Origin of the sequence: Thioalkalivibrio sp. ALE10 (genome assembly GCF_000381385.1) — a bacterium.
Classification (GTDB): domain Bacteria; phylum Pseudomonadota; class Gammaproteobacteria; order Ectothiorhodospirales; family Ectothiorhodospiraceae; genus Thioalkalivibrio.
The window spans coordinates 224,958-243,226 of the sequence record NZ_KB906453.1 but is presented as its reverse complement, the minus strand read 5'-3'; the positions used below and the strand labels follow the sequence as shown (position 1 = coordinate 243,226).

26 protein-coding genes and 1 pseudogene are annotated in these 18,269 nt (G+C 66.8%); 16 read left to right on the top strand and 11 right to left on the bottom strand.

Annotated features, from left to right (window positions below):
- Positions 1-456 (bottom strand): Rpn family recombination-promoting nuclease/putative transposase (locus F788_RS0109305; protein ID WP_019589983.1); only part of this gene is annotated, 456 nt, incomplete at its 3' end.
- A gap of 92 nt (positions 457-548) precedes the next feature.
- Between F788_RS0109305 and F788_RS14060 the strand changes: the two are divergent.
- A pseudogene (locus F788_RS14060) lies at positions 549-635 on the top strand (transcriptional regulator); the annotation flags it as partial.
- Positions 636-649: 14 nt separating this feature from the next.
- Here F788_RS14060 and F788_RS0109295 read toward each other — a convergent pair.
- The 6 genes from F788_RS0109295 to F788_RS0109270 all read right to left on the bottom strand — a co-directional run bounded on the left by F788_RS0109295 (position 650) and on the right by F788_RS0109270 (position 3,120).
- Entirely contained in the window at positions 650-904 is a 255-nt protein-coding gene (locus F788_RS0109295) for a Txe/YoeB family addiction module toxin (RefSeq protein WP_019589982.1), read from the bottom strand.
- Positions 901-1,152, bottom strand: coding sequence for a type II toxin-antitoxin system Phd/YefM family antitoxin (locus tag F788_RS0109290; RefSeq protein WP_026332757.1), 252 nt, complete (start codon positions 1,150-1,152; stop codon positions 901-903). The genes F788_RS0109295 and F788_RS0109290 overlap by 4 nt, the downstream gene beginning before the upstream one ends.
- A gap of 258 nt (positions 1,153-1,410) precedes the next feature.
- Complete coding sequence (locus F788_RS0109285) at positions 1,411-1,791, bottom strand: type II toxin-antitoxin system VapC family toxin (protein ID WP_019589981.1); 381 nt, start codon at positions 1,789-1,791, stop codon at positions 1,411-1,413.
- Positions 1,791-2,036, bottom strand: coding sequence for a type II toxin-antitoxin system Phd/YefM family antitoxin (locus tag F788_RS0109280; protein WP_018869225.1), 246 nt, complete (start codon positions 2,034-2,036; stop codon positions 1,791-1,793). Before F788_RS0109280 ends, F788_RS0109285 begins: the two co-directional genes overlap by 1 nt.
- Before the next feature lie 113 nt (positions 2,037-2,149).
- Positions 2,150-2,692 (bottom strand): protein disulfide oxidoreductase, encoded by a 543-nt coding sequence (locus F788_RS0109275; RefSeq protein WP_019589980.1) that lies wholly within the window; start codon positions 2,690-2,692, stop codon positions 2,150-2,152.
- Positions 2,689-3,120 (bottom strand): hypothetical protein, encoded by a 432-nt coding sequence (locus tag F788_RS0109270; protein ID WP_024329271.1) that lies wholly within the window; start codon positions 3,118-3,120, stop codon positions 2,689-2,691. The genes F788_RS0109275 and F788_RS0109270 overlap by 4 nt, the downstream gene beginning before the upstream one ends.
- Before the next feature lie 71 nt (positions 3,121-3,191).
- Here F788_RS0109270 and nadA point away from each other — a divergent pair, with 71 nt between their 5' ends.
- Complete coding sequence (gene nadA, locus F788_RS0109265) at positions 3,192-4,274, top strand: quinolinate synthase NadA (RefSeq protein WP_019589979.1); 1,083 nt, start codon at positions 3,192-3,194, stop codon at positions 4,272-4,274.
- Positions 4,275-4,602: 328 nt separating this feature from the next.
- On the opposite strand, the gene F788_RS0109260 is transcribed toward nadA, so the two are convergent.
- Positions 4,603-4,809, bottom strand: a complete 207-nt coding sequence (locus tag F788_RS0109260) for a hypothetical protein (RefSeq protein ID WP_018869220.1) — start codon at positions 4,807-4,809, stop codon at positions 4,603-4,605.
- Positions 4,810-4,894: 85 nt separating this feature from the next.
- On the opposite strand from F788_RS0109260, the gene F788_RS0109255 reads away from it, so the two are divergent.
- The 3 genes from F788_RS0109255 (at position 4,895) to F788_RS0109245 (ending at position 6,069) form a co-directional block, all read left to right on the top strand.
- Positions 4,895-5,278: a hypothetical protein gene (locus F788_RS0109255; protein ID WP_019021680.1), complete on the top strand. Its 384-nt coding sequence runs from the start codon at positions 4,895-4,897 to the stop codon at positions 5,276-5,278.
- A gap of 142 nt (positions 5,279-5,420) precedes the next feature.
- Complete coding sequence (locus F788_RS0109250; protein WP_019021679.1) at positions 5,421-5,732, top strand: nucleotidyltransferase family protein; 312 nt, start codon at positions 5,421-5,423, stop codon at positions 5,730-5,732.
- Entirely contained in the window at positions 5,722-6,069 is a 348-nt protein-coding gene (locus F788_RS0109245; protein ID WP_019021678.1) for a DUF86 domain-containing protein, read from the top strand. Before F788_RS0109250 ends, F788_RS0109245 begins: the two co-directional genes overlap by 11 nt.
- Before the next feature lie 143 nt (positions 6,070-6,212).
- On the opposite strand, the gene typA is transcribed toward F788_RS0109245, so the two are convergent.
- On the bottom strand, positions 6,213-8,039 hold the full coding sequence (gene typA / locus F788_RS0109240) for a translational GTPase TypA (protein WP_018869218.1): 1,827 nt from the start codon (positions 8,037-8,039) through the stop codon (positions 6,213-6,215).
- A gap of 133 nt (positions 8,040-8,172) precedes the next feature.
- Between typA and F788_RS0109235 the strand changes: the two genes are divergently transcribed.
- A complete protein-coding gene (locus F788_RS0109235) occupies positions 8,173-8,403 on the top strand; it encodes a type II toxin-antitoxin system Phd/YefM family antitoxin (RefSeq protein WP_018946710.1) in 231 nt (76 codons plus the stop codon).
- Complete coding sequence (locus F788_RS0109230) at positions 8,403-8,789, top strand: type II toxin-antitoxin system VapC family toxin (protein WP_019570243.1); 387 nt, start codon at positions 8,403-8,405, stop codon at positions 8,787-8,789. Before F788_RS0109235 ends, F788_RS0109230 begins: the two co-directional genes overlap by 1 nt.
- A gap of 13 nt (positions 8,790-8,802) precedes the next feature.
- On the opposite strand, the gene F788_RS0109225 is transcribed toward F788_RS0109230, so the two are convergent.
- Positions 8,803-9,072: a YcgL domain-containing protein gene (locus F788_RS0109225; RefSeq protein WP_019021675.1), complete on the bottom strand. Its 270-nt coding sequence runs from the start codon at positions 9,070-9,072 to the stop codon at positions 8,803-8,805.
- Between the two features lies 1 nt (position 9,073).
- Positions 9,074-10,978: a biosynthetic arginine decarboxylase gene (gene speA, locus F788_RS0109220; protein WP_019589978.1), complete on the bottom strand. Its 1,905-nt coding sequence runs from the start codon at positions 10,976-10,978 to the stop codon at positions 9,074-9,076.
- Between the two features lie 393 nt (positions 10,979-11,371).
- Here speA and speE point away from each other — a divergent pair, with 393 nt between their 5' ends.
- The 9 genes from speE (at position 11,372) to ureG (ending at position 18,216) form a co-directional block, all read left to right on the top strand.
- Positions 11,372-12,223: a polyamine aminopropyltransferase gene (gene speE / locus F788_RS0109215; protein ID WP_019021673.1), complete on the top strand. Its 852-nt coding sequence runs from the start codon at positions 11,372-11,374 to the stop codon at positions 12,221-12,223.
- 342 nt (positions 12,224-12,565) lie between these two features.
- The gene (locus tag F788_RS0109210) at positions 12,566-13,165 is read left to right on the top strand and encodes a HupE/UreJ family protein (protein ID WP_019589977.1); all 600 of its coding nucleotides are present in this window, start codon (positions 12,566-12,568) and stop codon (positions 13,163-13,165) included.
- A 10-nt stretch (positions 13,166-13,175) separates the two neighbouring features.
- A complete protein-coding gene (locus F788_RS0109205) occupies positions 13,176-14,039 on the top strand; it encodes an urease accessory protein UreD (RefSeq protein ID WP_019589976.1) in 864 nt (287 codons plus the stop codon).
- 14 nt (positions 14,040-14,053) lie between these two features.
- Entirely contained in the window at positions 14,054-14,356 is a 303-nt protein-coding gene (ureA, locus tag F788_RS0109200; RefSeq protein ID WP_018869210.1) for an urease subunit gamma, read from the top strand.
- Between the two features lie 13 nt (positions 14,357-14,369).
- A complete protein-coding gene (locus tag F788_RS0109195) occupies positions 14,370-14,690 on the top strand; it encodes an urease subunit beta (protein WP_019570238.1) in 321 nt (106 codons plus the stop codon).
- Complete coding sequence (ureC, locus tag F788_RS0109190) at positions 14,687-16,393, top strand: urease subunit alpha (protein WP_019589975.1); 1,707 nt, start codon at positions 14,687-14,689, stop codon at positions 16,391-16,393. Before F788_RS0109195 ends, ureC begins: the two co-directional genes overlap by 4 nt.
- A gap of 7 nt (positions 16,394-16,400) precedes the next feature.
- Complete coding sequence (gene ureE, locus F788_RS0109185; RefSeq protein ID WP_019589974.1) at positions 16,401-16,865, top strand: urease accessory protein UreE; 465 nt, start codon at positions 16,401-16,403, stop codon at positions 16,863-16,865.
- Complete coding sequence (locus F788_RS0109180; RefSeq protein WP_019589973.1) at positions 16,849-17,565, top strand: urease accessory protein UreF; 717 nt, start codon at positions 16,849-16,851, stop codon at positions 17,563-17,565. The genes ureE and F788_RS0109180 overlap by 17 nt, the downstream gene beginning before the upstream one ends.
- Positions 17,566-17,586: 21 nt before the next feature.
- Complete coding sequence (ureG, locus tag F788_RS0109175; protein WP_018869205.1) at positions 17,587-18,216, top strand: urease accessory protein UreG; 630 nt, start codon at positions 17,587-17,589, stop codon at positions 18,214-18,216.
- The last annotated feature ends 53 nt before the right edge of the window (positions 18,217-18,269 follow it).

Here is an 18,269-nt window from a genome sequence, read left to right as displayed (position 1 = left end):
CAGATCGGGCCGGTAACGCTCCAGACCACCCGGTACCCGTTCGACCAGCTCGCCCACGTTCTGTGCGGCCGTCCAGCGCGTCTCTCCATTGTAGAGCACCACCGGCAGCACCGGGGGCAGGCGGCCGCCGGGCGTCAGGGCCTTCTGCCGGATCAGGTCCTGATACAGCAGCCCGAGATAGGTCATCATCCGTACCGCCATGAAACGGTCCACGCTCGACTGGAACTCCAGCAGCAGGTACACGTAAAGCCAGCCGCCGCCCCAGCGCACGCGCCAGACGATGTCGTCTTCGCGGTCGCGCAGCTCGTCGGTCACATAGGCCCCGTTGACCTTCTCGAGCGTGGAGAAATCCAGCTCCCTCACCCAGTCCTCCCGGACAAAACCGGTCAGCAGGTCCCGCACCATCTCGGGATGCGAAAACAGGAGCTTGTAGCTGTTGTCGTGGTGATCCGCCATACCGACACTCCCTGTCCGGTCAGAGCCGAAGCGTAACACGGCCTCCTTACTCCGACCCCTGGCCTGTCGGCATGTTTCTCGGCGAGCCAGACAATCTCCAGCTGGAATTCGAACTCAGGCAGGCGCAGCTCGAACTTGCCGAGCGGGTGCGCCGCGAGATCGAACCGCGAGCGGCCTGAGGCGATCGCTCGGGTCAGTAGTGGTAACGGAGCTGTGCGATGAGCACAGTGTCTTCTTCGATCTTGTAGACGATCCGATGTTCGGTGCTGATTCGACGGGACCAGTAGCCTGAAAGGCTGTACCTGAGCGGTTCGGGTTTGCCAATGCCCTCGAAGGGGTCGCGCTGAATGGCGCGAATGAGTTCATTGATGCGCTTGACGGTCTTCCGATCGTGGCGCTGCCAGTAGAGATAGTCTTCCCACGCATGCTCGGAGAAGAGCAGCTTCATTCCTCGATGTCCTTCTCCAGACCTCCCCCGCGTTCCAGTTCGACCACGGATTCAAGAAGCCGGCGGGCGTTCTCGGGGGCACGGAGCAGGTACGAGGTCTCCTGCAGGGCTTCATAGTCTTCCAGCGACATCATCACCACGGATGGAGCCTTGCTCCGGGTAATGATGACGGCCGAATGGTCCTCGCAGACCTTCTCCATCGTCCTGGCCAGCTGATTCCGGGCCGCCGTGTAGCTAATGGCATCCATGGTATACCTCGCCGTCATTGAACCTGTACATGTACGCAATACTGTACGCATTCTCCAGCGATGACAAGCATCCCTCCCGGAGAACGCCTGGTAGCCAGCTGACACCGCGCGCCGGCGTCGCAACGTGGGCGAGATGGACACCAATGAGGGGCTTTCGCGTACTGCACGAGCACCGGATCGCGCAGGGGGCTGCGCTCCTACAAGGCACCCCCGGGCCGCGGGGCCCGTCCTCTGGCCGAAGACGGCATGAGTGAGACCTTATTCCGGTCGGAACAGATGGATTTCGAGGCCTTCGATGTGGCGGTAGTGGCGATCGTTGGCCGTGACCAGAGGCAGGCCAAGCTGGGTGGCCGTTGCGGCAACCAGGGCATCGGCCATTTGCATGTTGTGGCTGAGCGCATACGTCTCGACCAGGAAGGTGGCACGAGTCGAAATCGCTTCGCTGACGGGATGAATCGTGGCATCCCAGTAGCGCATGGCCTGCCGAAGCATCCGGAATTCGACCTGGTTCCGCAGGCCCTGGACCAGCTCCATGTACGTCACCGCAGACACCGCGAATCCGGGCGAACTGTCGAGCCAGTCCCCCGCTTTCCGGTTCCCGCGCAGGTTCCAGATCAGGACGTCCGTGTCCACCAGCATCAGTCGAACGCCCTCGGTTGGCGCATCCGCCGAACCTGGTCGTCTACCGATCCGGTCCGGTCACCCCAGAGTCCGAACAACGGATTGCGAGCCCCCTCTTCTTGCCCGTTTTCCTCGCGGAGGGTGAAGGGGACCAGACGCGCCCGCTTGCGGCCATGATAGGTGATCACGATCTCCTCTCCGCGATCGATCGCGGCGAGGAGTTCGCGGCTGTGGAGCCGCATGTCCTTGGTGGTGGCTTCCATCTTTGCCTCCCGGAGTTACACTTTTCAGTGTAACTCTTGGGCCTGTACTGCCCAAATCCCATGGCCCGCGCCCCATGAGCTGCGGGTGGAACAGGCCGCCCGGGGCTGCACCATCAGAGCCAGCGGGCGAGCCAGAGGCGGAAGCGCAGTTCCAGCGGCGGGGCGTAGCCCTGCTTGCGGAAGACGACGCCGCCGTCGGTGTTGATGATGAAGCTGGCGGGGACGCCCTGGACGCCGTAGCGGGCGGCGAGCTGGCCCTGCGGGTCGTTGACGGTGGTGAGTTCGCGCTCGCGTTCGTTGAGGTGCGCGATGACTTCCTCTCGTTCACCGGACTGCATGGCGACGGTCAGTACCGGATGGCTGTCCGACAGGCGTACGATCTCGCCTTCCTCCAGCCGGCAGATGGCGCACCAGCTGGCCCAGAAATGCAGCAGCACGGGTTCGTCGCCCACGTAGTCGGCGAGTGCCACGGGCGAGCCGTCGAGCAGTTCGGCCTCGAACTCGGGGGCCGGGCCTTCCACCATGTCGCGGGCCATCCATGCGCGCACCAGCAGGAAGATGGCCAGCGCGATGGCGATCTGGATGCCCCAGCCGAGCGCACGGCGGCGCGCGGTGGGTTTCGGGCGTTCGGGTTTTTCGGGCTGGGTATCGGTCAACGGATCATCTCGGCCTGGCCGGGTCGGGCGCGGGTGCCGCGCTGCTTGGGGCCCTTGCGCACAGCAATGCGTACCAGTTCGTCCTCGTCGTCCATCAGTTGTTCCCGCTGGTCTTCGCTCAGCAGCGGGTTGCGGGCCACGAAGTAGCGCAGGTTGGGGTCGCGGTCGTTCACGCAGGCGGCCACCTGCTCCGGCGTGAGGTCGGGCCGCTTGGCGCAGTTCAGGCGCACGGTCTGGTTGGGGTCCGCCAGCAGCAGGGCGACTTCGTCGGGCTGCAGATCGAGACGGCGGGAGAAATACGCCTTGACCTGGGCATGCTGGTCGCGCACCAGGAACGGGCGCCAGCACGGGTCGAGGTCGGCGGCCAGCGCCATCTCCATGCGCTGGTCGAAAGAGAGTTGTCGATACTGTTGCTCAAGCTCGGTCATGGCAGGGCCGAACGACACCGGAAAGGGGGCTGTCGTATTATAAGCAGACTGTAATGACGGCGAGGATTCCCATGAACGCACCGGTGGCCGAAAAACCGCTGTTCCACGTGCCGTCCACGGCGCACGTGACCGCCGGGCTGCACCACCTCGGCGAGGCCGAGCGCGCGGAGCTGGTGGAACGCATCAAGCGCCTGCTGCGCGAGCGCGATGCGGTGCTGGTGGCGCATTACTACGTGGACGAATCGCTGCAGCGCCTGGCCGACGAGACCGGCGGCTGCGTGGCGGATTCGCTGGAGATGGCGCGCTTCGGCAAGGACCATCCGGCCAGCACGCTGGTGGTGGCGGGGGTGCGCTTCATGGGCGAGACGGCCAAGATCCTCAGCCCGGAAAAGCGCGTGCTGATGCCCACGCTGGAGGCCGAGTGCTCGCTGGACCTGGGCTGCCCGGCGGACGAGTTCGCGAAATTCCGCGCGCAGCACCCGGACCACACCGTGGTGGTGTATTCGAACACCTCGGTGGACGTGAAGGCGCAGGCGGACTACGTGGTCACCTCCAGTATTGCCGTGCCGCTGGTGGAACACCTGCGCGATCAGGGGAAGAAGGTCCTGTGGGCGCCCGACAAGCACCTGGGCGACTACATCCGCCGCACCACCGGCGCCGACATGGTGCTGTGGGACGGCTCCTGCGTGGTGCACGACGAGTTTCGCTCGTGGGCGCTGGAGGATCTGCGCAGCCGTCATCCGGACGCCGCCGTGCTGGTGCACCCGGAGTCGCCGCGCGAGGTGATCCATCAGGCCGACGTGGTGGGCTCCACCAGCCAGCTGATCGCCGCGGTGAAGGACCGCGACGAGCCGGAGTTCATCGTGGCGACCGACAAGGGCATCTTCTACAAGATGCGCGAGGCGGCCCCGGACAAGACGCTGATCGAGGCCCCCACCGGTGGCGAGAGCGCGACCTGCACCAGCTGCGCCCACTGCCCGTGGATGGCGATGAACGATCTGGTCTCGCTGGCCAATACGCTGGAAGACACCGCCGAACCGGCCACCAACGAGATTTTCATCAACGAGGACGCCCGCCTGAAGGCCCTGACCGCAACGCAGCGCATGCTCGACTTCGCCGCCGAGCACCGCAAGGCAACCGCCGGCGACGCCTGACCGGGGATCGGGATGATGCCGCCTCATGCGACCGGTACAACGCTTGCGGGACAGCCCCTCGCATCATCGCCACTTGAACGTGACCGGGTCCTGGCGACACTCCGGGCACCCCGTCATTGCGAGGAGCCGCAAGGCGACGTGGCAATCGGCCGACGCTGGTTGCACGCAGGATCAGGTGGTTTCGGATGGAGATCGCCACGTCGCTTCGCGACTCGCGATGACGGTGGAGACTTCTCGGCTCGCGATGCCCGGGGGCGCGAAGGGTGTCGTGCGAGCCTGGTGCAGACCCATTTGCCCGAACTGGTGATCCAGCTTGAGCAATTCCCCGTCAGCGATCGTTGAGCCAGGCGGCCCACTGGGAGTGGGTGGAGGCGTCCACGCCGTCGGCCTTCGCTGCCTGCTGGAGGTGGGCCTGCAGGTCTTCCATCAGTTTCGAGTCCATCAGCTCCGGCTGCAGGGTCAGCTGGGCATGCAGCGTGGTATACACCAGCTTCAGCTCGCTCAGGGCATACTGCGACCAGTCGAATTCGGCCATCAGAGGTTCTCCGCGATGAATGATGATCCCGGCATCCTGCGGCCCCGCGCGGGCCGTCGCCAAATGAACCCGCAGGGGAGCGGAGATGTTTAAGCGCCGGGCGCGGCTGCTGGTGGCCGCCGCCGGGGATGACGGCCGCGCCGATCGCGTGGCCGAACTGGCCGCGCAGGACAGGGACGTGGCCGAATGGCTGGAGGTGCGCCCGCGCCCGGCCATGGGCGAACTCGCGCGCGAGGACCTGGAGTGGGCGGACCTGCTGGTGGCGGTGGACGCCGAGGCCGCGGAGGCCATGCCGGCCGGTCGCCCGCCCGGCTGCCGCCCGAAATACTGGCAACTCCCGCCGGCCAGCGTGCTGCACGACGACCCGGCCACATTCGACGAAGCCACCCACTCGGCACTGACCTGCATGGCCGGCGGCATGCGCATGCTCGCCCGCATGGACGCCGAAGACCAGCCCGAACCGCAGTAACACCTCAACATGGCGTGAGGCCCCAGCCGGTCTGGCCGTGGGGAGTGCCGCACTGCGGCAGCATATGCGTTCGGGCGGGCAACGCCTTGTGGCTGCGCCCCGGGCGTGACTGTCGTATCGTAGGAGGACAGGAGGCTCGGGCATGCATCCATTGATCCAGCAACATCGTAAAGCGCTCCAATCGGTCTGCCGCGACTTCGGTGTATCGCGGCTGGAGGTTTTCGGGTCTGCAGCCCGTGGGGATGATTTCGACCCTCAATGTTCGGACGTGGATTTCCTGGTGGAATTCGGTCCGGACCAGACCGAATGCTCTCTGGAGCAATTCCTCGCCCTGCGCAGAAAGTTGAGCAACATTCTTGGGCGGCCCGTGGACCTGGTGATGCCGGAAAGCGTGACCAATCCGTACGTCCTCGCGGATATTGAAAAATCTCGGGAAGCGGTCCATGCGGCGTGATCCGCGGGCTTACCTGTGGGATGCGCGTGAAGCCGCCCGACGCGTGGCGGAATTCGTGAAGGACGCAAATGAAGAGGACTACGTTGCCAGCGATCTGATGCGTTCGGCCGTTGAGCGGCAGCTGGAGATTCTGGGCGAGGCGCTGGGCCAGCTGGAAAAAGCCAATCCCGACGTGGCGCGACAGATCCCGCAATTGAGAGCGGCCGTGGATCTGCGAAACCTGCTGATCCACGGTTATGCGAAGATCGACGACCGTATTATCTGGAATACCGCCACCACCGACGTCCCGGTCATGGCCCGGGAGCTGGACAGCATACTGCGGCAACTGGACGGATGAGACGTCCAATGGCGGCCGTCAGGCTCAACGGACGACATCGCCAAAATTCAAGTCCACACGTCGTCCTCGCGCCAATATCGCGTACACGTCAAGGCTCAGGGTAGCACTCCGCCCCGGTGCTGGCACCGGGGCGGGGACAGGCGTCAGGCGTTGGCGGCGGCGCGCGAGGCCTTTTTGCGCTCGTGCTCCAGCAGGAGCTTCTTGCGGATGCGGATGGCGCTCGGGGTGACCTCGACGAGTTCGTCGTCATCGATGAACTCGATCGCCTGCTCCAGCGTCATGCGCACCGGCGGGGTCAGCTGGATGTTCTCGTCGGTGCCGGCGGCGCGCACGTTGGTGAGCTGCTTGGCCTTGAGCGCATTGACGACCAGGTCGTTCTCACGCGCGTGCAGGCCGATGACCATGCCCTCGTAGACCTCCTCGCCGGGGCCGATGAACAGCTTGCCGCGGTCCTGCAGGTTGAACAGGGCGAAGCCGATCGCCTTGCCGGGACCGTTGGCGATCAACACGCCGTTCTGGCGCGAGGCCACCGAACCGGTCGTGGACAACGGCCCGTAGTGGTCGAACACGTGGTGCAGGATGCCGGTGCCGGAGGTCGCGGTCATGAACTCGGTCTGGAAGCCGATCAGCCCGCGCGAGGGGATGGTGTAGTCCAGGCGCACCCGGCCCTTGCCGTCCGGCATCATGTTGGTGAGTTCGCCGCGGCGTTCGCCCAGCTTCTCCATCACCGTGCCCTGGTGCTCTTCCTCGATGTCCACGGTCACGGTCTCGTAGGGCTCCTGCTTGACCCCGTCGACTTCGCGGATGACCACCTCGGGGCGCGAGACGCCCAGCTCGTAGCCCTCGCGGCGCATGTTCTCGATGAGGATGCCTAGGTGCAGCTCGCCGCGACCGGAGACGCGGAACTTGTCGGGGTCCTCGGTATCTTCCACCCGCAGGGCGACGTTGTGCTTGAGCTCCTCGTCCAGGCGCTCGCGAATCACGCGGGAGGTGACGTACTTGCCCTCCTTGCCGGCCAGCGGGGAGGTGTTCACCTGGAAGGTCATGCTCACCGTGGGCTCGTCCACGGTCAGGGCCGGCAGGGCCTCGACATTGCTCGGGTCGCACAGGGTGTCGGAGATGAACAGCTTGTCCATGCCGGTGAAGGTGATGATGTCGCCGGCGTTGGCCTCGCTGACATCCACCCGGTCCAGCCCGTGGAAGCCCATGATCTGCAGCATGCGGCCGTTGCGCACGCCGCCTTCGCGGTCGATCACCTTGACCTGGGTGTTCGGGGTGATGCGCCCGCGCTTCACCCGGCCGACGCCGATCAGGCCCTGGTAGGAGTTGTAGTCCAGCGAGGAGACCTGCATCTGGAACGGGCCGTCGGCGTCCACGTCCGGCGGCGACACGTGCTCGACGATGGTCTCCAGCAGGCAGGTCATGTCGCCGTCGGTCACGTCCGAGTCCATGCCGGCGAAGCCGTTGAGCGCCGAGGCGTAGACGATCGGGAAGTCCAGCTGCTCGTCGCTGGCGCCCAGGCGGTCGAACAGGTCGAAGACCTGATCCACGGCCCAGTCCGGACGCGCCCCCGGGCGATCGACCTTGTTGACCACCACGATCGGCTTGAAGCCCATCGCGAAGGCCTTCTGGGTCACGAAGCGGGTCTGCGGCATGGGGCCGTCCACCGCGTCCACCAGCAGCAGCACGGAGTCGACCATCGACAGCACGCGCTCGACCTCGCCGCCGAAGTCGGCGTGCCCGGGGGTGTCGACGATGTTGATGCGGTAGTCCTGCCACTTGATGGCGGTGTTCTTCGACAGGATGGTGATCCCGCGTTCCTGCTCCAGGGCGTTGGAATCCATGACCCGCTCGCCGTGGTCGCCACGTTCGTCGAGGGTGCCGGACTGGCGCAGGAGCTGGTCGACCAGCGTGGTCTTGCCATGGTCGACGTGGGCGATGATGGCGATGTTGCGAAGCTTCTCGGTCATGGAATACGAACTCTGGGTACTGGCAAAAGGGCCGTCACTATACAGATTTATGCAGAGCAGTGCTTGGCTAGCGTTGTCGCGACAGCGTCCCTCGCATAGACTAATCAGATGACCAGGTTGTACAGGTGCCTTGATGACCACCACCGTGAACGTGCATGAAGCGAAAACTCATTTATCGCGTCTGCTGAAAAGGGCACACGACGGCGAGGAGATCATCCTGTCGCGCGCCGGGCGCCCCTATGCACGGCTGGTCCCGCTGGAGGGCACACCGCAGAAACGGCAGCCCGGCAGGGTTCAGGGCCGTGTGGAGGAATCCTTCTTCGAGCCCCTGCCCGAGGAAGAACTTCGCGCATGGGAAGAGTGATGCGAGTCCTGCTGGATACGCACGCCCTCTTGTGGTGGATGACCGACGACCCGAAACTCTCCACCACTGCCAGAAATACCATCCAGGACGAAACACACACGGTGCTGGTGAGTGCGGCCAGCGCCTGGGAGATCGCGACCAAGTGCCGTCTGGGCAAGCTCGCGATCGGGGCGAGGGTGCTCCGCGACTTCGATGAGCTGATCACCGCCGACGGGTTCTCGCATCTGGCCGTGAATTACCGACAGGCCATCCATGCCGGGTCCTACCCCCAGGAACACCGGGACCCGTTCGACCGGGTCCTCGCAGCTCAGGCCGAACTGGAACAGGTCCCGCTGGTCACCGCGGACCCGGCCCTGCAGACATTCCCGATCCGCTGCCTCTGGTAAGCGTCCGCTCCGATCAGCCCGACACCCCGCCCTGCCACGGGTCGAGCTTGTCGTCCGGCGGCGGGACCTGCAGGTGGAAGCCCTGGTCCTGCAGGTTGGCGAGGACCTTCTGCGGGTCTTCCTGCGCCAGGGTGCGGTCGGGGGTCAGCTCGAACTCCAGCGCGAATTCGAGGCTGCCCAGGGCCTTCATCAGGGTGTCGGGCAGATCGGAGAAATCGTCCTTCTCCGGCAGATAGACATAGGTGTCGGCGCGCCGCGTGGCGCGATAGACGTAGCACTGCATTTCAGTCCTCCAGATAGGTGTAGCCGGTCAGGCCGTGTTCCAGTTCCGCCAGCAGCCGCCCGGCCGCCTCGCCGCGCAGGCCGGCGGCGTCGATGCGGGCGCGGAACGCGCGGCGCAGGTCGTCGGGGGCGAAATGCACGTAGGACAGCAGTTCGTCCACGGTGTCGCCGCGTTCGGGGTCGACCAGACGGTAGCCGCCGTCGGCGGTGAGCTCGACGTTCACCGTGTCGGTGTCGCCGAACAGGTTGTGCAGATCGCCCAGGATCTCCTGATAGGCCCCCACCAGGAAGATGCCCAGATAATACGGCTGCGCGGGCTCCCATTCGTGCAGGGCCAGCGTGGTGTGGGTGCCTTCGCGCTCCACGTAGTACTCCACGTGGCCGTCGGAGTCGCAGGTCAGGTCCTGCAGCACCGCCCGGCGCGTGGGCGCCTGATCCAGCCGGTGCAGCGGCATGATGGGGAAGATCTGGTCGATCGCCCAGGTGTCGGGGATGGACTGGAACACGGAGAAGTTGCAGAAGACCTTGTCCGCCAGCTTGTCGGTCAGTTCGGCATGGATCTCGGCCGGCAGGGCATCCGGGTCCGCCAGCAGTCGCTGGCACAGGGCGAAGTACAGCGCCTCGGCGCGGGCGCGGTCGGCCAGCGAAAGCAGGCCGCGGGCGAACTGCGCCTGCACCTCGGCCAGATGCCAGGCGGCGTCGTGGAAGACCTCGGACGGCGGACGCACGCTGTCCTCCAGCAGCGCCCGCAGGGTCGCGATCTCGGGCGGCTCGTCGGCGGCCGGCGGCGGCACGGGGCCGTCCCCGGGGGCCGGTTCGCAGTCGATCACGTTGGTGATCAGCACCGCGTGATGCGCGGTCAGCGCGCGGCCGGATTCGCTGAACACCTCGGGCATCGGCAGGTCGTGCTCGTGGCAGATACGGCTGAGCGGGCGCAGGATGTTGAGGGCGTATTCCTCCACCGAGTAGTTGATGGAGCATTCGTTGCGCGAGCGCGAGCCCTCGTAGTCGATGCCCAGGCCGCCGCCCACGTCGACCACGCGGATGCCGGCCCCGGCCTCGTGCAGCGCGGCGAAGTAACTGGCCGCCTCGCCCATGCCGTTCTGGATGTCGCGGATGTTGGCGATCTGCGACCCCATGTGGAAATGCAGCAGCTGCAGGCGGTCGAGCCAGTCCAGCCCGCGCAGGCGTTCGAGGATCGCCAGCACGTCCGCCGCGGACAGGCCGAACTTGGCCTTCTCGCCACCGGTGTTCTGCCACTTGCCCTTGCCGATGGACGCCAGGCGCACGCGCAGCCCCAGCAGCGGCGATATGTCCATGGCTTCGGCCTGGCGGATCACCTCCTCGAGCTCGGAGGGCTTCTCGATCACGATGTACACCCGGTGGCCGAGCTGCCGCCCGATCAGGGCCAGTCGCACGTACTCGCGGTCCTTGTAGCCATTGCAGATGATGACCGAGCCCGGGCGCGACTGCGCCAGCACCGCGATCAGCTCCGGCTTGGAACCGGCCTCCAGCCCCACCTGCGGCCGGTGGCCTTCGGCATCCGCGTGATCGCCGGCGGCGAGGATGCGCTCGACCACCGAGCGCTGCTGGTTGACCTTGATCGGATAGATCGCGGTGAAATCGCCCTGGTAATCCAGCTCCTCGGCCGCCCGCGCGAAGGCACGCGAAAGGCGCCGCACGCGACCGTCGAGCACGTCCTGAAAGCGCACCAGCACCGGCGGGCCCACGTGCTCCTCGCGCAGGCGACAGGCCAGCGCGTGCAGATCCACTCCAGGGTGGTCCGGCCAGTCCGGCCGGCGCATGCAGACATGCCCGGACGCATTGATCTCGAAGAAGTCCCCGTTCCAGTGATCGATGCCGTAGGTGGCACGAGCCTCTTCCAGACTCCAGGGTTTGGCAGACATGGCGATTCCGGCTTTCGCAGTGGATATACCCCGTCATTGCGAGGGCGGTCTTCTGATTCTGTCATCCGGAGCGGCCTTCTGATCCCGTCATTGCGAGGAGCGGCCCTCTGGTCCCGTCATTGCGAGGAGCGAAGCGACGCGGCAATCGCCTTCCATGTCCCCCGGGACATCGAGGGGCTGGCCGGTCTCCGGCGCGCTGCCCGTCGTTCAGGAGATTGCTTCGTCGCCTTCGGCTCCTCGCAATGACCGGAATGGGAGGGCGCCTCCTCGCAATGACGGGATCAGAGGGCGGCTCCTCGCAATGACGGCAGACTCGGAGTTGCCCGCAGGATACAGGGCACTATCATGGCGGCGCATCCTACCGTTCACCCATGCACAAGGGGAGCCCGCCCGATGGCACTCGACGACAACTGGTTCACCGAGCCCGACCGCGACATCGCGATGTCCCTGCGCATCACGAAAAAGCTCCACGAGGAGCAGACGCCCTATCAGAAGATCGAGATCTTCGAGACCACGGGCTTCGGCAACCTGATGGTGATCGACGGCTTCGTGATGCTCACCGGCCGCGACAACTTCATCTACCACGAAATGATGTCGCATCCGGTCCTGTATTCGCACAACGCACCGAAGAACGTGGTGATCATCGGCGGCGGCGACTGCGGCACCCTGCGCGAGGTACTCAAGCACGACGAGGTGGAAAAGGCCACGCAGGTGGATATCGACGAACGCGTGACCCGCCTGTCCGAGCAGTACTTCCCCGAGCTGTGCGACGCCAACGACGACCCGCGCGCCGAACTCCTGTTCGATGACGGCATCCAGTTCATCAAGGACGCGGACCCCGGCTCCATCGACGTGATCATCGTCGACTCCACCGACCCGGTCGGCCCGGCCGAAGGGCTGTTCTCCGCGGATTTCTACCGCGACTGCGTGAAGGCGCTGGGCTCCGATGGCCTGCTGGTGCAGCAGAGCGAATCCCCGCTGCTGCACACCGACAGCATCCTGCGGCCGATGCACGACAGTATGCGCATGGCGGGTTTCATCGACGCCCTGACCATGCACTTCCCGCAGCCCACCTACCCCTCCGGCTGGTGGACCTGCACCATCGCCTCCAAGGACGCCCCGGTCGCCTTCCTGCGCGAGGAAGCCGCCGAGGAGATCCCGTTCGTCACGCACTACTACAACGCGGCCATCCACCGCGCCGCCGGCGCGACCCCGGAATTCTTCCGCCGCAAGCTGTTCGCCTGATCCGGCCGCGCCGGTCCGCCACCCCGGCGCCGGGCCGGCGCGGGGTGTCGGCTTCAGCCGGGAGTAACGCCTCTGCACGCCTTCCGGCATCCGCCCGGCATCAGCAGACACCGCCTCGAAACCTCCCGCGCTCGCACACTTTCAGGGCAGCCTGATCCATCTTGATGCATGCCCCCGAAACGGGCTGCACCACGACGAAACATTCGCTCCGCAGACCGGCGCTCCCTGGCCCGGCACCACGCTCCGCAACGCTTTCGGGGCGACCATGGCATGGCTCCTGCTTACTCGGATTACTGCCGGCGCATTCCTGCGCGCCGCACCGAGATTCAAGCGAGGAGAACCATGCTGCATCGACGCTGCATCGCATTCGTTGTTCTGTTTCTGGTGCCCGTGATGGCGCTGGCCCATCCCCACCACGGGCACCACGTCCACGAACATGCGGGCTTCGCTGCGGGATTTCTGCACCCGTTCACCGGCCTCGATCACCTGCTGGTCCTGCTCGGAATCGGGTTCTGGATGGCCCGCTCACAGCGATTCCCGGGCACCCTGACCGTCGGCGCGGCGGTACTGGCCACTCTGGCGCTCGCCTTCGCCCTGGGCGTGGCGCAAGGACCGCTGCCGACCGTCGAATTCGGCATCCTCGCCTCGCTGTTGCTGACCGGCGTGCTGGTCTTTCTGGGCACGCGTCTCCCGCTGGTGGTGACCGCCGCGATCGCGGCCGGCTTCGCCGCACTGCACGGCTTCGCCCACGGTGCCGAAATGGCGGCCGACCTGTCCGCACTGAGATTCGCCGCCGGCTTCCTGCTGGCCAGCGCCCTGCTGCTGACCGCCGGTGCACTGGCCGCCTCCCGGATACGCGATACGGGTCTCGAGCGTCCGGTGGGACAGGCGGCCGGTGGGGCCATGGTTGCCGCCAGCGTCTATCTGTTGCTGGTGGTCTAGCGGCGTGGACATGACCCCCGTGGAACTGGCTGGCGCTACAGAGACCGTCCCGGAGACCCGGGACGGATGGCTCGGGCGCCTGGAGCTGGGCTTCGCCTCGCGTGGCGGACGGACCCGGCTGGCCCGCCGCCGTCACGAGGGCCCTCTGCTGGTGCAGCGAAGCTTCTTCCCCGAAGGCGATGTCTGCCACTGCTACGTGATCCACCCCCCCGGGGGCGTCGCCGGCGGCGATCGCCTGCAGCTGGAAGCGGAGCTGGACGCCGGCAGCCGGGCGCTGCTCACGACCCCTGCCGCGGCCAAGTTCTACCGGACGCAGGCAGCCAGCGCCCGCCAGGAACAAAGCTTCACGGTGGGGCCCGAGGCGAGCCTGGAGTTCCTGCCGACGGAAACCATCCTGCACGGTCGCTCCCGCGTGATGCTGCACAACCACTTCCGCCTGGGACCCGGCGCCCGCCTGTGCACCTGGGATGTCCTGTGCCTGGGACGCCCGGCGCATGGCGACCACTACGAGGGCGGAGTGTGCACCCAGGATCTGTGGATCGAGCGCGACGGCCGACCGCTGGTACATGACCGCCTTGATCTGGCCCACGGCGATCCGCTGCTGAGCCGCCCCTGGGGCCTCGACGGCTTCCCCGTGGTGGGCCAGCTGGTGGCCACCCCGGCCCCCGAGGGACTCGAACCGGCACTGCGCGAGCATCTCGGAACGCCCGACGCCCTGCGCCTGGGCATCTCGCGAATTGGGGATGTCCTGTTCCTGCGTTGTCTGGGCCATGGCGCGGAGACCGTGCGCGCGCTGCTGCAGCGGGCCTGGGCCTTCCTGCGCGAGCCGGTCATCGGGCGCCCCCCGTGCACCCCCCGTATCTGGAACACCTGACCACCGGAAGATCCATGGAACTGACCCCACGCGAGAAAGACAAGCTGCTGCTGTTCACGGCCGCTCTGCTGGCGGAACGCCGCCAGGCGCGCGGGCTGAAGCTCAACTACCCGGAGGCCATGGCGCTGATTTCGGCGGCCATCCTCGAGGGGGCCCGCGACGGCCGTTCGGTCGCGGAGCTGATGAGCCTGGGCGGCGAGGTGCTGACCCGTGACGACGTACTCGAAGGCGTCCCGGAGATGATCCCGGAGGTACAGGTCGAGGCGACCTTCCCGGACGGGGTCAAGCTGGTCACCGTTCACGAACCCATCCGTTAAGAGGAAGTGCCCGATGATCCCCGGTGAGCTCCTGCCCGCGGACGGCGACATCACCCTGAACGCCGGCCGTGAGACCGTCACCCTGGAGGTGGCCAACAGCGGCGACCGGCCCGTCCAGGTCGGTTCTCACTATCACTTCTTCGAGACCAACAACGCCCTGCGCTTCGACCGCGAGCGCGCGCGAGGCTTCCGCCTGGACATACCGGCGGGAACGGCCGTGCGTTTTGAACCGGGGCAGACCCGCAGCGTGCAGCTGGTAGCCTACGCCGGGGAGCGCCGGGTGTTCGGATTCCAGGGCCGCATCGGTGGCCCGCTGGACGGAGATGCGCAATGAGCCAGACCATTCCCCGCCGCGCCTATGCCGAGATGTTCGGCCCCACCACCGGCGATCGCCTGCGCCTCGGCGACACCGCGCTGCTGATCCAGGTGGAGCGCGACTGGACCGTCTACGGCGACGAGGTCAAGTTCGGCGGCGGCAAGGTGATCCGCGACGGCATGGGCCAGAGCCAGCGGCACGACGAAGCCGTGGTGGACACCGTGATCACCAACGCGGTCATCCTCGACTACTGGGGCGTGGTCAAGGCCGATGTCGGCCTGAAGCAGGGCCGGATCCACGCGGTGGGCAAGGCCGGCAACCCGGATACCCAGCCGGGTGTCGACATCGTGATCGGCCCGGGAACCGAGGTCATCGCCGGCGAGGGGCGAATCCTGACCGCCGGCGGCATCGATGCCCATATCCACTTCATCTGTCCGCAGCAGATCGAGGAGGCCCTGACCTCCGGCATCACGACCATGGTGGGTGGCGGGACCGGACCCGCCACCGGCACCAACGCCACCACCTGCACCCCCGGACCCTGGCACATCCAGCAGATGCTGAAGGCCGCCGAGGCCTTCCCGATGAACCTGGGCTTTCTGGGCAAGGGGAACGCCAGCGAACCCGGCGCCCTGCACGCGCAGGTCGAGGCGGGGGCACTGGGCCTGAAGCTGCACGAGGACTGGGGCACCACCCCGGCCACCATCGACTGCGCGCTGTCGGTCGCCGATGCCCATGATGTCCAGGTCTGCATCCACACCGACACCCTGAACGAATCCGGCTTTGTCGAGGACACCCTGGCGGCGTTCAAGGGGCGCACCATTCACACCTATCACACCGAGGGCGCCGGCGGCGGCCATGCCCCGGACATCATCAGGGCCTGCGGCGAGGCCCACGTCCTGCCGTCCAGCACCAATCCCACGCGGCCGTTCACGGTGAACACCATCGACGAACACCTGGACATGCTGATGGTCTGCCACCATCTGGACCCGCAGATCGCGGAGGACGTCGCGTTCGCCGAGAGCCGGATCCGGCGCGAGACCATCGCCGCGGAGGACATCCTGCACGACCTCGGTGCGTTCTCCGTGATCGCCTCGGACTCGCAGGCGATGGGACGCGTGGGTGAGGTGATCCTGCGGACCTGGCAGACCGCCCACAAGATGAAGACCCAGCGCGGCTCCCTGACTCGCGATCCGTCCGAGCACGACAATTTCCGCGCACAGCGCTATGTCGCCAAATACACCATCAATCCCGCGCTGGCGCATGGCATGGCCCACGAAGTGGGCTCCGTCGAACCCGGCAAGCTGGCCGACCTGGTCCTGTGGGATCCGGCCTTTTTCGGCGTCAAGCCGGCGCTCATCATCAAGGGCGGGATGATCGCCTCGGCCCCGATGGGCGACCCCAACGCCTCCATCCCCACGCCACAGCCGGTGCATTACCGGCCGATGTTCGGCAGCTACGGCCCGGCCATGACCGGCACGTCCGTCAGCTTCGTCTCGCAGGCGGCCCTGGCGGCCGGGATCGGCGAACAGCTGGGCCTGCAGCGAAAACTGGTCGCGGTCAGCGGCTGCCGCGAGATCGGCAAGCAGGACATGCGGCTGAACGACTGGCTGCCGAAGATGGAAGTGGACCCGGAGACCTACGAGGTGCGTGCCGACGGCGAGCTTCTGACCTGCGAACCCGCCACCGAGCTGCCGCTGAGCCAGCGTTACTTCCTGTTCTGAGGTCCCCATGATTCGCCTGATCGAACGCGCCGAGAGCGCCCCGACCACCGTGACCGGAACCCTGCATCTGCCGGTCGAGACACGGATGAAGAGCCGCTTCCGGGCCACCCTCGACACCGGCGACGAGGTCGGCGTATTCCTCGAGCGGGGCGGCATGCTGCGCGACGGGTCCGCCCTGCGCGCGGACAGCGGCGAGTGGGTCACGGTGCGTGCCGCGCCGGAACCCGTCAGCACCGTGTACTGCGAGGACCCGCTGCTGCTAGCACGCGCGACCTACCACCTCGGCAACCGCCACATTGCCCTGCAGATCGACCCGGGCCGGCTGCGTTACCTGCACGACCACGTGCTGGACGACATGCTGCGCGGCATCGGACTCGATCCAATCTTCGAGCACGCCCCGTTCGAGCCGGAGGCCGGCGCCTACGGGCACGGACACGCCCACGGCGGTCACGGCCATGGCCATTCGCACTGATCCGGGGCTGACTGACCCGGAACTGACTGACCCGGGCCTGGCACGGCGACGTCTCTGGCAACTGGTGAGCCCCACGCTGCCGGTCGGGACCTACAGCTATTCCGGCGGCATGGAATGGGCCATCGAAGCGGGCTGGCTCGCGGACGAGGCCGCGGTGGCCGACTGGATGCAGGGCCAGATCCGCCACAGCCTGAGCCGGATCGACATCCCCCTGCTCGCACGCCTGCACCGGGCCTGGCTGGAGGACGACGACGAGGCCGTCGAACGGTTCAGTGCGTGGCTGGGCGCCAGTCGCGAGACCCGCGAACTGCGCGCCGAAGACCGTCACCTCGGGCAGGCGCTGGCGCGTCTGCTGTCCGAGCTCGATCTGAACGAGGCCGACCGGTGGCAGGGTCATCCCGACGCCACCTGGGCCACGCTGTTCGCGCTGGCGCTGGCGCGCTGGTCCATCCCGGTCGAGGAAGGAGCCGAGGCGATTCTCTGGTCCTGGTGCGAGAACCAGGTCGCGGCCGCGATCAAGCTGGTCCCGCTGGGGCAGACCGCCGGTCAGCGCCTGCTCCACCGCCTGGCCTCGACCATCGGCGGGGCTGCACGGGAGGGGCTTGCGCGGGACGACGCGGCGATTGGCGGCACGGCCCCCGGTGTCGCCATCGCCAGCGCCCTGCACGAAACCCAGTATTCACGCCTGTTCCGCAGTTAGCGAAATTCCCGGGAGGCACCCATGTCACTGAATCCCCGAGTCCTGCGCGTCGGCATCGGCGGGCCGGTCGGCTCCGGCAAGACCGCCCTGCTCCAGGCCCTGTGTCAGCGCATGCGCGAGATGTACAGCATCGCCGTGGTCACCAACGACATCTACACCCGCGAGGATGCCGAGTTCCTGACCCGCCACGATGCGCTGGAGGCCGAACGCATCGTCGGGGTGGAGACCGGCGGGTGCCCGCACACGGCGATCCGCGAGGATGCCTCGATGAACCTGTCGGCCCTGGCCGACCTCGGCATCCGTTTTCCCGGCCTCGAGGTCGTATTCGTCGAGAGCGGCGGCGACAACCTGTCCGCGACGTTCAGCCCGGAGCTGTCCGATCTGACGATCTACGTGATCGACGTCTGCGCGGGCGACAAGATCCCGCGCAAAGGGGGGCCCGGCGTGACCCGTTCCGACCTGCTGGTGATCAACAAGATCGATCTCGCCGAGGGGGTCGGTGCCTCGCTGGAGGTCATGGACCGCGACAGTCGGCGCATGCGCGGCGAGCGCCCGTTTGTCTTCACGAACATGCGCACGGGCGAGGGCCTGGATGAAGTCGTCCGGTTCATCATCGAGCATGGAATGCTCCCCGCCAGGGAATCGGCCTGAGCAGCGACCGCCCGGCGGACGATGCACACCCGTGCGGCAACCTCCGCCCCATC